Raw genomic sequence first — 14,271 nt, 5'->3', positions numbered from 1 at the left:
GGAGGCTCGCCGCGCCGCACTAGAAGCGCATCGTCGCGACGAGCTCCGCCGAGCGCGACGGGCCGAGCAGCCATTGCTCGCCGCCGTTCGACGTCGTCACCGCGTACGTGCGGTTCGCGAGATTGCGCAGGTACAGCGCAAGCCCGGTGCGCGCCGTCGGCTGCCAGCGCAGCGACGCATCGAACACCGTGTACGACGGCACCCGTATGCGGTTCGCGTCGTCGCCGTAGGTCGCGCCGACGTAACGCATGCCCGCATTCGCCTGCCAGCGCTCGGCAAACGCCCAGCCAAACCACAGGTTCGCCGTATGCTGCGGCACGTTGGCCGGCGCATTGCCGGCGCGCGACACCGTCGCGCTGCCGACCTTCTGGCTGAACTCGTCATAACGCGCGCGCAGCAGCGCGACGTTCGCGTCGACCGTCCAGCCGTGAGGCAGCCGCGCGCCGCCCGTCAGCTCGATGCCGCGCGACGATTGCCGGCCGACCTGCTGGCGCAGCGCGGGATTGAACGGATCGGTGCTGAGCAGGTTGCGCTTCGTGATGTCGTACACGGCGAAGGTCCAGTAGGCGCGGCCGTCGAGCAGCGTCTGCTTGACGCCGGCCTCCCACTGCTCGCCGGTGGCGAGCCGGTAGTTCGCCTGCGACGCGGACAGCGTCAACAGCGAGCCGAGCCCTTCCGCGCCCGTCGTGTACTGCGCATACGCGCTGAGCGTCGGCGCGACTTCGAACACGAAGCCCGTGCGCCAGCCGACGTTCGCGAAGCGCTTGTCGAAGCCGGCGCCGGTCGCCGCCTGCTCGCGACTGAACGCGATGTGGTCGTAGCGCAGGCCGCTCACCCACGCGAGCCGCGGCAGCACGTCGAGCCGGTTCTCGGCGAACACCGCCGCCTGCCGTGCCCGCGTGCTGAACTGCGGCACCGTCGAATCGGGGCTCGTGAACACGCCGGGATCGAAGCCGTGCGCGGGCACCGTCGATTCGCCGCCATACGGCGAATTGTTGGTACCACTGAACGTGACCTGGCTGAATTCGGTGCCGACGACGAATCGGTTCGCGCGGCCGAACAGCGTGCCGTCGAAGCGTGCGCTCAGCCGATCGCCGATCTGCCGCTGGTGATGGCCGATGTCGAGATAGTCGCTGCGCGTGACGAGACCCGTCGTGGTGTCGAGCGCATACGATTCGGCATTGCGCCAGTGACGGTTCGACGTCAGGTAGTAGAGCTGGTTGTCGATCGTCACGCCGGCCGTCGGCCGGTAGCGGGCCGACAGGCGCGTCCACTGGTCGTAGTAGGCAATCGTCGCATCGCCGACGTTGTAGTTGAGCTTGCGCAGCGACGGATCGAGCACGCCGTTCGGTGCCGGCACGCCATGGTAGGTCGCCGGCATCTGGCGGCCGTAGTCGAAGTCGAGCGTCAACGTGAGCTTCGGGCTCACGTCGAATTTCAGCGCGCCGCCGACGGCCGTCGTATGCGTATCGGCCCGCTCGGCGAGGCCGTTCGCGCGTGCATCGCTCGCGTAGAAGCGATACGACAGCCGCGGGCCGAGCGCGCCCGTCGTATCGAACGCAAAGCGCTTCGCGCCGTCGGCACCGACGCCGGCCTGCAGCGTCGTCTCGCGCGTGCGCTGTGGCCGCTTCGGCACCACGTTGACGACGCCGCCGATCGCTCCTTCGCCATACAGCACCGACGCCGGGCCGCGCAGCACCTCGATGCGCTCGACCGACCACGTGTCGAACGGAAAGGTGATCGTGCCGGCCGCCGGCATCAGCCGCACGCCGTCGAGCAGCGTCATCACGGATTCCTGCCCGCTGAAACCGCGCACGCTCAAGGCGGTGCCGCCGGTACCGGGCGCCATCGCGCTCGCGAACCCCGCGGTGCGCGTCACCGCGTCGAGCACCGTGCGATCGCCGCGTGCCTCGATCGTGCCGGCCGTGACCGACTCGACGCTTGCCGGCGTATCGAGACTTGCCAGCCCGAGCCGCGAGCCCGTTTCGAGCGGTTGCGTCAGCGGGTCGGCCGGTGTGGATCGCGCGCTGACGTTGATCGCCGGCAGCGCATGGCGGTCGTCGGGTGCAGGTGCGGCCGCTTCCGCGGCAAGCGCTGCGGACGTCGCCATCGCACACCCCACCCAGGTTGCGCAACCATACGCGGCACGCGAGCGCCATCCCCCGTCGTACCGGCGCGAGCCGGCGTGCAGCCGCGCGTCGCGCGCCCGCCTGTGTTTCGTCTTCGTCACTTCGTATCGGTCTTCGTGTGGTTTCGTCGCACGTGGCTTGCCCGACAGCCTCGGACGGCCGTCGATCCAAACGTCGGATGATACGTTATATCAATTTATCCCGTCAGGGTTTTGTCAGGATTCGTGGATCAGTACGCCCGGCTCGCGGCTGGGACCCGCGACGGGTCGCAGCGGCAGCATCCCTGGATAAATCGGCCGGTACTCCGGCTCACGTGTCGACGACACGACCGCGTCGGCCGCCGGGAAGGCAGTTGCCCGAGGCATGCCGCTTTCGACGCCGCGATGCAAACGCAATCGCAACAGCGCGCCGGCCCTCGTCGACCGGCCACTCGCGCTCATGACGCGCGCCGCGACCGGCCGGCGCAACTTCGCCGCCTAGATCGGAAAACTGAACTGCACCCACAGCTTGTCGCCCTGCGGCCGGTTGCGCACCGCGAACTCGTGCTGGTATTTCACGACCACGCCCGACGCCGGCCCCCACATGTAACGCAGCTGCGGGCCGATCGCGACCGACTGCCCGCGAAAACCGTCCGACGCGACCTTGATGCCGTCCTGCGTATCGTCGGTGAACTGCTTCAGGAACGTGCCCTGCACGCCGACCTGCACGCGCCGGTCGATCGAATAGCCGACCAGGTAATCGAGCACGGCCACCGCACCCGAGTGGTACCGCGTCGCATGGTTCGGCGAATTCAGCTCCAGCAGCGTGGTCGTCGAGATCTCCCAGTCGCGGCCCGGAAACCAGGTCGTGCTGACGTACGGCAGGAACGCATACGTGTTCAACCCCGTGTTCGCGATCCGGTTCGCCGCATACGCGCCGCTCGGCACCGCGAACGACGGAGAGAAGAACGCGAAGAAGGTCTTCGATGCGTTCGCGTAGTTGATCATCAACGGCTCGAGGATCACGTCACCGAGCGACGTGCGGTTTCCCGTACCGCCCGGCGTCGACAAATGCAGGTGCACGATCGGCACGATCGCGCTGCTCGACAGCGAGAACGGCCCGAACGTCGCGCCCCAGGTGTGGACCACGCGCGGCGTTTCCGCGACGACGCTCAGGTGGAACCCCGGCACCGCGCCGCCGCCGTCCGGCCCGGCAAACCGGTTCGATACCGAGTACAGCGCGTAGTTGAAGTACTGCGTGTTGCCGGGCGGCGGAAGCAGCCCGTTCAGCACGGTGTTGACGCCGAACGGATAGCTGATCTGCCCGTTCTCCGTGGCCGACGCCGGAACCTGCATGGCGCCGACGATCAGGAATGCCAATGGTACCCGTCGCAAGGTGAATTTCATGTCGTCTCCAGACCGGATTGTTATCGTGTCATCGCGGGCCGGGCATCGCAGGCCCGGGGAGACGCAATGTAAAGCGCACGACATCGGCGAAAAAGACGACGTTCAGGAGAACAGTTCTTCGTTAAACGGAGAAATGCGCGGCGGCGCGGCGACGACCCGCGATCAGCGGCCGACTTCCTTCCATTTGCGCGCGAGCCCGAGGCGTTCGAAACGCTCGATCAGGAATTCGGTGAAGACACGGATCTTCGCCGGCTGGTGACGACGGCTCTGGTACGCGATGTTGACGGTGAGTGCCGGCAGTTGCCAGTCGGTGAGCACCGGCACCAGCTTTCCCGCGACGATATCCTCGTGGATGATGTAGAGCGGCTGGATCAGGATGCCGAGCCCGGCAAGCGCCGCCGCGCGGATCACCTGCCCTTCGTTCGCATCGAGCACGCTCTTGATCGTGACCGACTGCTTCTTCGCGCCGCGGCGGAAATGCAGCGCGTACGGATCGTTCGCGAGGTTGTAGACCAGCAACCGGTGGTCGCACAGCGCATCGGGTGTCGCCGGCGCGCCGTGCTTCGCCAGATACCCGGGCGACGCGGCCAGCACGCGCCGTGTCTCGGCGAGCTTGCGCACGGTGATGCCCGAATCCGCTTCATGCTCGCGCGTGCGGATCGCCACGTCGATGCCCGCCTCGATGAAATCCGGGTAGCGGTTCGCCGCGATGATCTGCACGTTCAGGTTCGGGTAGCGCCGGTGAAACTCCGGCAACGCCGGCGCGATATAGATCGACGCGAACGATACGGAAGCGGTCACGCGCAGCGTGCCGGCCGGATTGACGCTCGTTTCGTTGACGGCCGCATCGGCCTCCGACAGCTCCGTCAGGATTGCGACACAGCGCCGGTGGTATTCGTGCCCCGCGTCGGTCAGCCACAGGCGGCGCGTGGTCCGCTCGACGAGCCGCGCCCCCAGCCGCTCCTCCAGCGCATTCAGGCAGCGGCTCGCCGCCGCGCTCGACATGCCGAGCCGCTCGGCGGCTTTCGACAGGCTCCCCAGCTCGGCGACCTGCACGAAAAATTCGATCTGCGTCCACTTGTCCATGCGTTGGATTCTTCCACTTGGCGGAGAACAAAACTCCTCCAAACCATCTTTTTTACGATCCGGGGAGGAATTAATGTTACGTCAACGCGCCATCCAACGACATCAGGAGACAACCCCATGCGCAATCTCAACGAAGACACCATCACGCAGGCCGTGATCGCATCGCTCTCCGGCTGTCGCGACGAGCGGTTGCGCACGGTCATGACCAGTCTCGTCCAGCACCTGCATTCGTTTGCGCGGGAGACCCGGCTCACCGAGGCCGAATGGCAGGCCGCGATCGGCTTCCTGACCGCGGTCGGGCACATCACCGACGACAAGCGCCAGGAGTTCATCCTGCTTTCCGACGTGCTCGGGCTGTCGACCCTCGTCACCGCGCAGAACCATGCGAAGCCGGCCGGCTGCACGGAGGCGACCGTATTCGGCCCGTTCTATGTCGACGGCAGCCCCGAGTTCGCGATGTTCGACGACATCGCGAACGGCGCATGCGGCGAGCCCTGTTTCGTATCCGGCCACGTGCGCGGCATCGACGGCGTGCCGGTCGCGCACGCGTCGCTGGAAGTCTGGCAAGCCGACGAGGACGGGCACTACGACGTCCAGCTTCCGACCGACGACGGTTCGGTCACGCATCGCGCGCGCGGCCGGCTGCGCACCGGCGCCGACGGCCGTTACGCGTTCCGCTCGATCCTCGCCGAACCGTATCCGATTCCGCACGACGGCCCCGTCGGCGCCATGCTCGACGCGCTCGGCCGTCATCCGTGGCGCCCCGCGCACCTGCACTTCATGATCGCGGCGCGCGGTTACGAAACGCTGATCACGCACGTGTTTCGCGACGGCGATCGTTATCTCGACTCCGACGCGGTATTCGGCGTACGGTCGACGCTCGTCGCCGACTGGGTGCGGCACGCGCCCGGCATCGCGCCGGACGGTTCGCGGATGGACACGCCGTTCTACACGCTCGATTACGACTTCGTGCTCAATCCCGCCGGGCGCGGCGCATGATCCGGCACGTCGTGATGTGGAACGTCGCAGGCGAAACCGACAGCGAACGCGCGGCGGCACGCGCCAGCGTGAAGCGTGCATTCGAAAGCCTGCGTGGCCGGATTCCGGGCATGACGCACCTCGAGGTCGGCGCGGATTTCAGCTCGGTCGATTACGCGTGCGACCTGATACTCGTCGCCGAATTCGAGTCGCGCGAGGCGCTCGACGGATACACGACGCATCCTGAACACGCACGCGTACGCGACTCACTGGCCGGCCTGCGCATCGCGCGCCACCAGGTCGACTACGCCATGGAGTGACGACGACATGAATTTCATTTACCAGGCACGCCCCGCACGCGTGATCTTCGGCGCAGGCAGCCTCGACCATCTCGAACGCGAAGTGCTGGAACTGGGCGCGCAGCGTGCGCTCGTGCTCTGCACGCCGGAGCAGCGCGACCTCGCGCAATACATCGTCGAGCGGCTCGGCGCGCGCGCGGCCGGGTTGTACGATCGCGCGACGATGCATGTGCCGATCGAAATCGCCCGCGATGCGCAGGCGTTCGCCCGGTCGTGCAGTGCGGATTGCGCGATCGCGATCGGCGGCGGCTCGACGATCGGCCTCGGCAAGGCGATCGCGCTCGAAAGCAGCCTGCCTATCCTTGCCATCCCGACGACGTATGCGGGGAGCGAGATGACCCCGATCTACGGCCTGACGGAAGGCGGCATCAAGCGCACGGGCTCCGATGCGCGCGTCCTGCCGAAGACGGTGATCTACGATCCCGCGCTCACCGTCACGCTGCCCGTCGAGCTGTCCGTGACGAGCGGGCTCAATGCGATCGCGCACGCAGCGGAAGGCCTCTACGCGAACAACGCGAACCCGGTGATGAGCCTCGTCGCCGAGGAAGGGATTCGCGCGCTGGCGCGCGGCCTGCCCGGCGTGCGTCGCGACACCGCCGATCTCGGCGCACGCGGCGACGCGCTTTACGGCGCATGGCTGTGCGGGATGGTGCTCGGCAACGTCGGCATGGCGCTGCACCACAAGCTCTGTCATACGCTCGGCGGCAGCTTCAACCTGCCGCACGCGCCGACCCATACGGTCGTGCTGCCACATGCGCTCGCGTACAACGCGGCGCACGCGCCGGACGCGATGCAGCGCATCGCCCGCGCGATCGGCACGAACGACGCGGCGCGCGGCCTCTATGCACTGGCGCTCGACAACGGCGCGCCCGTCTCGTTGAAGGCGATCGGCATGCAGGAAGCCGATCTCGATCGCGCGGCCGATCTCGCGGCCGCCAATCCGTACTGGAACCCTCGCCCGATCGAACGCGATGGCCTGCGCGCGCTGCTGCAGGACGCGTTCGACGGCAACCTGCCCGGCACGACCGCGCGCTGAATCGAACACACGACAAACCAACAAACGCCACAGTCATGGAGACACCCCACATGAATACCGAATCGAGTGCGCACGGCGACAGCACCGCCGAACACTGCGACGTCGCGATCGTCGGCTACGGCCCGACCGGCCTCGTCGCCGCATCGATGCTGGGCCGCGCCGGCCATCGCGTGATCGTCCTCGAACGCTGGCCGACGCCCTACGGCCTGCCGCGCCTCACGCACATCGACGGCGAAACCGCCCGCATCGTGCAGGCCAGTGCCGACGTCGATCACGCGCTGCGCAACGCGAAGGCAGTCGACACCTATCACTACTGCGACGCGAACGGCGACCTGCTGCTCGAACTGAACTGGACCGGCCGCGCATGCGGTTATCCCGCGCACATCTCGATCTACCAGCCCGACATCGAGGACGCGATCGATGCACGCGCCAGCGCCTTCAGGAACGTGACGATCCTGCGCGGCTGGGAAGTCGATACGCTGCAGCAGGACGACGACGGCGTGACGCTGACCGCGCATCCGTCCCGCTGCGGCCAGGACGCGCAATGGACCGACAGGCCGCGCGTTTTTCGCGCGCGCTACGTGATCGGCGCCGACGGCGCGAACAGCCTCGTGCGCCGCACGCTCGGCATCGAACGCTCCGATTTCGGCTACAACGAACGCTGGCTCAATCTCGATTCGGAAAACAAGCGCGATCTCGGCGACGGCTGCGCGCGCACGACGATCTACTGCGATCCGGCGCGCGCGTACATGCACATGCCGATCGGCACGAAGCGCACGCGTTTCGAGCTGCGCGTGCTGCCGAACGAATCGACGGCCGAATGGGAAACGGAAGAAGCCGGCTGGAAGTGGCTCAACGACCACTACGGCTACGGCCCGGACGACCTGAAGCTGCTGCGGCACGTCGTCTACACGTTCGAGACGCGCATGGCCGAACGCTGGCGCGCGGGCCGCGTGCTGCTCGCGGGCGATGCGGCGCACACGATGATGCCGTACATGGGACAAGGCGCGTGCTCCGGCATGCGCGACGGCATCAACCTCGCGTGGAAGCTCGACCTGGTGCTGACCGGGCGCGCGTCCGCCGACCTGCTCGACACCTACGAAACCGAGCGCCGCCCGCACGTGACGGCGATCACGCAGATGTCGCTGTTTCTCGGGCAGGTCGTCAACGAGGACGATCCGCGCAAGGTCGCCGAACGGGACGCGGCGTTCCGCTCCGGCAACATGCCGCCGATGCCGCCGTTCCCGAAGCTCGGCCACGGCATCGTGCACGCGCAAGCCGACGGCACGCTGCTGCCGTCGACGGGCGCACCGGCCCCGCAAGGCCGCGCGAGGCGCGGCGCGGCCGAGGGCCGTTTCGACGACGTGGTCGGCCAGGGTTTCCAGCTCGTCACGCGCGCGCACCCCGCCCGCCATCTCGACGACGCGCAGCGCGCATTCCTCGCGCAGCTCGGCTGTCACGTGGCCGTGCTGGCCGACGACGTGTGCGCGCCGGATGCCGTGGTCGATCTCGACGGCGACCAGCACGCGTTCATGCACGCACATGGCATCGCCGCGTATATCAAGCGGCCCGATTTCATCGTGTTCGGTTCGGTGACCGACCTGCGCGATCTCGGCGCGCTCGTCGACGCGCTGCGCGCCACGCTGCACTGGTCCGCCGTTTCGAGCGAGCCTGCCGCGGCTTCGGCGACTTCGGCGGCTTCGGCAGCCGTCACCCACGCATCGTGAAGGAGACCGACGCATGACGACCGAACTGTCACCGTTCGCGCTGTCGCTGCAGCGCGCGATGCCCGTCACGCGCCTGCTCGATTGCGGGATGGACTACGCGGACGCAACCGCGCTGCACGCCCGCACGTCCACCGGCGAACCGTGGGACGTCGCGGCCGAAGCGCTGGCCGACGCGCAGCTCGCGCGCGCCGCGCAGGCGGCGGATGCCGGCCACCGGGTCACGGCCGCCGACGCGCAGGCGATGGCCATCGCGAACCTGCTGTTCGCGCAGATGGCGTTCAACCACGACGTGCCGCGCAAGCGCGCGCTCTATGCGCGGCTCGTCGACGCGTCGCACGGCCTCGCGCGCTGGTCCGACAAGCGCATCGAACGCGTCGAAGTGCCGTTCGGCGATGCGCGCCTGATCGGCTGGCTGGTGCGGCCGCCGGCGGAGCGCGTACGCGGCACCGTGATCGTGTTCGGCGGCCAGAGCGGCTGGGGCTTCGCGTACTGGCCGATCGCGCGCGCACTCGCGGCACGCGGCCTCGCCACGCTGCTCGCCGAGGGGCCGGGCCAGGGCGAGACGCGGCTCGAACAGCGGATCTTCGTCGACGTCGACATGAGCGCCGCCTATCGGCGCTTCGTCGATCACGTCGACGATCATGTGCCCGGGCCGATCGGTATCTGGGGGAACAGCATCGGCGGGTTGTGGGCGGCGTCGACTGCCGCGAGCGACCGACGGATCGCGGCCTGCTGCGTGAACGGCGCGCTCGCGGCGCCGACGCTGCTGCCGTTCCGCACGTTCGTCGAGCAGGCCGCGGCGATGCTCGGCAACGACGATCCCGATGCCGTGGCGGCGAACTTCGCGCGGGTGAGTTTCTCGTCCGAACGCGACCGTATCGCGTGTCCGCTGCTGGTGCTGCACGGCGGTGAAGATCCGCTGATCCGGATCGACGATCAACAGCCGTTTCTCGATGCCGTGACGTCCGGCGATGCGACGCTCAAGGTCTGGCCGGACGGCGAGCACACGATCTACAACCACGCGTCCGAGCGCACCGCGCTCGTCTGCGACTGGTTCGCCGAGCGGCTGGCGCGGGCGGCAGTGGTGTGAACACGCATGCGGTGCCGGCCGTGCCGACGGTCGACACCGCGCGGCGCATCAGGCATGACGACGTCGCGTCGCCGCTTGCCGCGACGCCGTCGATTTCCACGTGCGTGAAGGCGTACTTCGCCATCCGCTCACGACGGCCGGCCGAAACGGGATACGCGCGCAGTTGCGTGATCATGACCCACTTCAACTGCCAACCTTGAACGCCGGCAACTGCTGCCCGAGCCGCGCGCCCATTTCCGTACCGAGCGCCTGCAGCGCATTGAACGGCCGGATCATCACTTCGAATTCCACGATCCGCCCTTCTTCGTCGAAGCGGATCATGTCGATCCCCTTCAGCGCCTTGTCGCCGACGCTCGCGCTGAATTCCAGCACCACGCTCAGGCCGTCGTCGGTGACGAACTGGCGGTAATAGACGAAATTCTCGAGGATCGTGATCACCGTGCGTAGCGCCATCAACAGCGCGGGTGCCGGCCCGTACGGCTTGAACGCCATCGGCGAACGGAACACCGCATCCGGGTGAACGATCGATTCGAGTGCACTGAAATCCTTGTTGTCGATCATCGCATGCCACGCGTCGAGCGATTTCGCGACGGCGGGATGGACTTGCAGCGGTGCGTGTGTCATCGAAGTCTCCTGACTCATCGGACGGAAAAGAAACGAATCGGCGTCAAAGCGTCGCGGCCAGCGTCGTGCCCTGGTGAATCGCGCGCTTCGCATCGAGTTCGGCGGCCTCGTGTGCGCCGCCGATCAGATGCACGCGGCATCCGGCGGCCTGCAGTTGCTCAGCCAGTTCGCGCGACGGCTCCTGCCCCGCGCAGATCACCACGTTGTCCACCGGCAGCGTCTGTTCGACGCCGTCGATCGTCACGTGCAATCCTTCGTCGTCGATGCGACGGTACGTCACCGCCGACGACATGCCGACGCCGCGCGCCTTCAGCGCCGTGCGGTGGATCCACCCGGTGGTCTTGCCGAGCCCGTCGCCGATCTTCGATGCCTTGCGCTGCAGCAGATGCACCTGCCGCGCGGCCGGCTCGGGTTGCGCACGGCCCAGCCCGCCGGCACTCGCATACGATCGATCGACGCCCCATTCGTTGAAGAACCGGTCGGCGTCCACCTGTTCGCCGCCATCGCGATGAACCAGATATTCCGCGACGTCGAAACCGATGCCGCCGGCGCCGACGATCGCGACGCTGCGGCCCACGGCCTTGTCGTCGCGCAGCACGTCGAGATAACCGAGCGTCTTCGGATGCCCGACGCCGTCGATCGGCGGCGTGCGCGGCACGATGCCCGTCGCGATCACCACCTCGTCGAATTCGCCCTGCAGCAGCATCTCGGCGCTCGCGCGCGTATTGACGTGCAGCGTGATGCCGCGCAGCTCGATCTGCCGGCGGAAGTAACGAAGCGTTTCGTTGAACTCTTCCTTGCCGGGCACCTTCTTCGCGATGTTGAACTGGCCGCCGATCTCGGCACCCGCTTCGTACAGCGTCACCGCGTGGCCGCGCTCGGCCGCCGTGACCGCGAAACCGAGGCCCGCCGGCCCGGCACCGACCACCGCGATGCGCTTGCGCTGCCGTGCGGGGCGGATCACGAGCTCGGTTTCGTGGCAGGCGCGCGGATTCACGAGGCAGGACGTGATCCTGCCGCTGAACGTATGGTCGAGGCACGCCTGGTTGCAGCCGATGCACGTGTTGATTTCGTCCGCGCGCCCTTCCCGCGCCTTGCGCACGAATTCGGCGTCGGCGAGGAATGGCCGCGCCATCGACACCATGTCGCAATAGCCGTCGGCGAGCAGCTGTTCGGCGACTTCCGGCGTGTTGATCCGGTTGGTCGCCACGAGCGGGATGCCGACCTTGCCCATCAATTGCCGCGTGACCCATGCGTATGCGGCGCGCGGCACCTTGGTCGCGATGGTCGGTATGCGCGCCTCGTGCCAGCCGATGCCGGTATTGATGATCGTCGCGCCGGCCGCCTCGATCGCCTGCGCGAGCCGGATCACCTCGTCGAGCGTCGAGCCGCCTTCGACGAGATCGAGCATCGACAGCCGGTAGATGACGATGAAGTTCTTGCCCACCCGCTCGCGCACGCGCCGCACGATCTCGACCGCGAAACGGATGCGATTCTCGTAGGCACCGCCCCACGCGTCGTCGCGATGGTTCGTGCGCGCGGCAATGAACTCGTTGATCAGGTAACCCTCGGACCCCATGATCTCGACACCGTCGTAGCCCGCATGCTGCGCAAGCGCCGCGCATCGGACGAAATCGGCGATCGTCTCGTCGACTTCGTCGCTGCTCAGCGCATGCGGCGTGAACCGGTTGATCGGCGCTTTCAGCGCACTGGGCGCGGCGAGCGCCGGGTGATATGCGTAGCGCCCGAAGTGGAGGATCTGCAGCGCGATCCTGCCGCCCTCCGCATGCACCGCGCGCGTCACGACGCGATGGCGTTCGGCTTCCGCTTCGGTCGTCAGCATCGCGCCGCCCGGCGCCGGACGGCCGCGCTCGTTCGGCGCGAAACCACCCGTGACGATCAGGCCGGCCTCGCCTCGCGCGCGCGCGGCATAGAACGCCGCCATTCGCTCGAATCCGTGCGGCGCTTCCTCGAGACCGACGTGCATCGACCCCATCAGGACGCGGTTCCTGAGCGACGTGAAGCCCAGTTCGAGCGGGGTCGTCAAATGCGGATAGCGGGATGCCATCGAGTGTCTCCATTTTTATGCAACAAGTTGCACAGATGGTAGTTCACCGCTTTCGTTTACGCAACAAGTTGCATAGACGTGGCCCATGGCTTGTACTGTGGCCCCGATATGGCAAGATGCGGTTCATTCCGCTGCCTCCGCCGATCCGACATGTCCCTGCCTCACGCACTCCTCACCGCGCTCGCCGAACGTCCCGGTTCGGGGTCCGAGCTCGCCGACCGCTTCGATCGCTCGATCGGCTATTTCTGGCAGGCCACGCACCAGCAGATCTACCGCGAACTGGGGCGCCTCGAGGAAACAGGCTGGATCGAATCGCTGCCCGCCGAATCGGGGCGCGGCCGCAAGCGCGCGTACCGGATCCTGCCGGCCGGCAAAAAGGAGCTGCGGCGCTGGATCGCCGAACCGGAAGATCCGACGCCGCTGCGCGAAGCGTTGATGGTGCGCCTGCGCGCGGAAGCGGTGCTCGGGCCGGCCGGCCTCGAGGACGAAATCAGGCGGCGCATCGCGCTTCACCAGGAAAAGCTCGATCTCTATCTGCAGATCGAGGCGCGCGACTTTTCGACGCCCGACGATTCACGCACGAAGCGCCTGCAGCATCTGGTGCTGCAGGCCGGCATTGCGAACGAGCGGTTCTGGGTCGAGTTTTCGCAGCATGCGCTCGACACGCTGCGCCTGCCGAAGGACTGAGCCGGGTTCGCGCGGCGGCCGGCGGCTCGGCTGCACCGGGGTCGCGCCGGCGCACGCTGCCGTCGTGGCGCGCATTGCGCCGCGACGCGCCATACCGTAGTCACGCGTCCGGCAGAATCACCACCTTGCCCTTCACCTGCCGGTTCGCCATCCGCGCGATCGCGTCGGTCGCGCCGGCCAGCGGCACGCGCTCGGTGATCGCGGGCCGCACCTTGCCGGCCGCGAACCATTCGGCCAGCAAGCGCATGTTCGCGACATGCTGCGCCGGGTCGCGGCGCACCGCATCGCCCCAGAACACGCCGAGGATGTCGCGCTCCTTGAGCAGCGCGAGGTTCAGCGCGATCTTCGGAATCTCGCCGGCCGCGAACCCGACGACGAGGAACCGGCCGCGCCACGCGGTCGCGCGCAGCGCCGCCTCCGTGTATGCGCCGCCCACCGGATCGTAGACGACATCGGCGCCGCGCCCGCCGGTCAGTTCGTCCACGCGGCGGCGCAGGTCTTCGGTCGCGTAGTCGATCGTCTCGTCCGCGCCGGCTTCACGGCACAGCGCGAGCTTGTCCGCGCTCGACGCCGCCGCGATCACGCGCGCGCCGAGCGCCTTCGCGATCTCGATCGCGGCGAGCCCGACGCCGCCCGCCGCGCCCAGGACGAGCAGCGTCTCGCCCGCCTGCAGCCGCGCGCGCTGCTGCAACGCATGCAGCGACGTGCCGTATGCGAGCACGAGCGCCGCGCCCTGCTCGAACGTCATCCCCGGCGGCAACGGGGCGATCTGGTGCGCATCGGCCACACACTGCTGCGCGAACCCACCGTGCCCCGTGAACGCGACCACCGAATCGCCGGGCCGCCATGCGGTAACCCCCTCGCCGACCGCGTCGATCACGCCGGCAAACTCGGCGCCCGGCGAAAACGGCAGCGCCGGCTTCACCTGATACAACCCCTGGACGATCAGCGCGTCGGGGAAGTTGAGCGACGCGGCCTTCACCTTGACCCGGACCTGGCCGGCCGCCGGTTCGGGAATCGCGACGTCTTCGATGCGCAGGCTGTCGATCGGGCCAAATGCAGTACACAACAGGGCTTTCATGCGCTTCTCTCTCCTTGCGCG

12 protein-coding genes are annotated in these 14,271 nt (G+C 67.9%); 6 read left to right on the top strand and 6 right to left on the bottom strand.

The window, feature by feature from the left end; translation table 11 throughout:
• Nucleotides 1-19 precede the first annotated feature (19 nt).
• The 3 genes from DPV79_RS06525 to DPV79_RS06515 all read right to left on the bottom strand — a co-directional run bounded on the left by DPV79_RS06525 (nucleotide 20) and on the right by DPV79_RS06515 (nucleotide 4,600).
• A complete protein-coding gene (locus DPV79_RS06525) occupies nucleotides 20-2,110 on the bottom strand; it encodes a TonB-dependent receptor (protein WP_113045040.1) in 2,091 nt (696 codons plus the stop codon).
• A gap of 495 nt (nucleotides 2,111-2,605) precedes the next feature.
• Nucleotides 2,606-3,514, bottom strand: coding sequence for a SphA family protein (locus DPV79_RS06520; RefSeq protein WP_113045039.1), 909 nt, complete (start codon nucleotides 3,512-3,514; stop codon nucleotides 2,606-2,608).
• 162 nt (nucleotides 3,515-3,676) lie between these two features.
• Entirely contained in the window at nucleotides 3,677-4,600 is a 924-nt protein-coding gene (locus DPV79_RS06515; protein ID WP_048025879.1) for a LysR family transcriptional regulator, read from the bottom strand.
• 117 nt (nucleotides 4,601-4,717) lie between these two features.
• Here DPV79_RS06515 and DPV79_RS06510 point away from each other — a divergent pair, with 117 nt between their 5' ends.
• From DPV79_RS06510 to DPV79_RS06490, 5 genes are read left to right on the top strand one after another with little or no spacing between them, the layout of a single operon-like run.
• The gene (locus tag DPV79_RS06510; RefSeq protein ID WP_113045038.1) at nucleotides 4,718-5,599 is read left to right on the top strand and encodes an intradiol ring-cleavage dioxygenase; all 882 of its coding nucleotides are present in this window, start codon (nucleotides 4,718-4,720) and stop codon (nucleotides 5,597-5,599) included.
• A complete protein-coding gene (locus DPV79_RS06505) occupies nucleotides 5,596-5,898 on the top strand; it encodes a Dabb family protein (protein WP_113045037.1) in 303 nt (100 codons plus the stop codon). The genes DPV79_RS06510 and DPV79_RS06505 overlap by 4 nt, the downstream gene beginning before the upstream one ends.
• 7 nt (nucleotides 5,899-5,905) lie before the next feature.
• Nucleotides 5,906-6,973, top strand: coding sequence for a maleylacetate reductase (locus DPV79_RS06500; RefSeq protein ID WP_113045036.1), 1,068 nt, complete (start codon nucleotides 5,906-5,908; stop codon nucleotides 6,971-6,973).
• A 50-nt stretch (nucleotides 6,974-7,023) separates the two neighbouring features.
• Nucleotides 7,024-8,700 carry a bifunctional 3-(3-hydroxy-phenyl)propionate/3-hydroxycinnamic acid hydroxylase MhpA gene (mhpA, locus tag DPV79_RS06495; protein WP_113045053.1) on the top strand — a complete coding sequence of 559 codons (1,677 nt, stop codon included), beginning with the start codon at nucleotides 7,024-7,026 and terminating at the stop codon, nucleotides 8,698-8,700.
• A gap of 13 nt (nucleotides 8,701-8,713) precedes the next feature.
• Nucleotides 8,714-9,790 carry an alpha/beta hydrolase family protein gene (locus DPV79_RS06490; RefSeq protein ID WP_113045035.1) on the top strand — a complete coding sequence of 359 codons (1,077 nt, stop codon included), beginning with the start codon at nucleotides 8,714-8,716 and terminating at the stop codon, nucleotides 9,788-9,790.
• 183 nt (nucleotides 9,791-9,973) lie between these two features.
• On the opposite strand, the gene DPV79_RS06480 is transcribed toward DPV79_RS06490, so the two are convergent.
• Together DPV79_RS06480 and DPV79_RS06475 are read right to left on the bottom strand one after the other, a co-directional pair.
• Complete coding sequence (locus tag DPV79_RS06480; protein WP_059486766.1) at nucleotides 9,974-10,414, bottom strand: nuclear transport factor 2 family protein; 441 nt, start codon at nucleotides 10,412-10,414, stop codon at nucleotides 9,974-9,976.
• 43 nt (nucleotides 10,415-10,457) lie between these two features.
• A complete protein-coding gene (locus DPV79_RS06475; RefSeq protein WP_113045033.1) occupies nucleotides 10,458-12,482 on the bottom strand; it encodes an oxidoreductase in 2,025 nt (674 codons plus the stop codon).
• A 150-nt stretch (nucleotides 12,483-12,632) separates the two neighbouring features.
• Here DPV79_RS06475 and DPV79_RS06470 point away from each other — a divergent pair, with 150 nt between their 5' ends.
• On the top strand, nucleotides 12,633-13,169 hold the full coding sequence (locus DPV79_RS06470) for a PadR family transcriptional regulator (protein WP_021157238.1): 537 nt from the start codon (nucleotides 12,633-12,635) through the stop codon (nucleotides 13,167-13,169).
• A gap of 100 nt (nucleotides 13,170-13,269) precedes the next feature.
• Here DPV79_RS06470 and DPV79_RS06465 read toward each other — a convergent pair whose 3' ends face one another.
• On the bottom strand, nucleotides 13,270-14,250 hold the full coding sequence (locus DPV79_RS06465) for an NADPH:quinone oxidoreductase family protein (RefSeq protein ID WP_060218242.1): 981 nt from the start codon (nucleotides 14,248-14,250) through the stop codon (nucleotides 13,270-13,272).
• Nucleotides 14,251-14,271: the final 21 nt, after the last annotated feature.

It is taken from the genome of Burkholderia reimsis, assembly GCF_003294055.1.
Lineage (GTDB): Bacteria > Pseudomonadota > Gammaproteobacteria > Burkholderiales > Burkholderiaceae > Burkholderia > Burkholderia cepacia.
The sequence above is the reverse complement of the archived record's forward strand: the minus strand, read 5'-3'. Positions and strand labels throughout refer to the sequence as shown.

Bases quoted from the DNA above. Each gene is read 5' to 3' on its own strand.
- DPV79_RS06505 (WP_113045037.1), top strand. From the start codon at position 5,596: ATGATCCGGCACGTCGTGATGTGGAACGTCGCAGGCGAAACCGACAGC.
- DPV79_RS06515 (WP_048025879.1), bottom strand. From the start codon at position 4,600: ATGGACAAGTGGACGCAGATCGAATTTTTCGTGCAGGTCGCCGAGCTG.
- DPV79_RS06465 (WP_060218242.1), bottom strand. From the start codon at position 14,250: ATGAAAGCCCTGTTGTGTACTGCATTTGGCCCGATCGACAGCCTGCGC.
- DPV79_RS06520 (WP_113045039.1), bottom strand. From the start codon at position 3,514: ATGAAATTCACCTTGCGACGGGTACCATTGGCATTCCTGATCGTCGGC.
- DPV79_RS06480 (WP_059486766.1), bottom strand. From the start codon at position 10,414: ATGACACACGCACCGCTGCAAGTCCATCCCGCCGTCGCGAAATCGCTC.
- DPV79_RS06470 (WP_021157238.1), top strand. From the start codon at position 12,633: ATGTCCCTGCCTCACGCACTCCTCACCGCGCTCGCCGAACGTCCCGGT.
- DPV79_RS06525 (WP_113045040.1), bottom strand. From the start codon at position 2,110: ATGGCGACGTCCGCAGCGCTTGCCGCGGAAGCGGCCGCACCTGCACCC.
- DPV79_RS06475 (WP_113045033.1), bottom strand. From the start codon at position 12,482: ATGGCATCCCGCTATCCGCATTTGACGACCCCGCTCGAACTGGGCTTC.
- DPV79_RS06500 (WP_113045036.1), top strand. From the start codon at position 5,906: ATGAATTTCATTTACCAGGCACGCCCCGCACGCGTGATCTTCGGCGCA.
- DPV79_RS06490 (WP_113045035.1), top strand. From the start codon at position 8,714: ATGACGACCGAACTGTCACCGTTCGCGCTGTCGCTGCAGCGCGCGATG.
- mhpA (WP_113045053.1), top strand. From the start codon at position 7,024: ATGAATACCGAATCGAGTGCGCACGGCGACAGCACCGCCGAACACTGC.
- DPV79_RS06510 (WP_113045038.1), top strand. From the start codon at position 4,718: ATGCGCAATCTCAACGAAGACACCATCACGCAGGCCGTGATCGCATCG.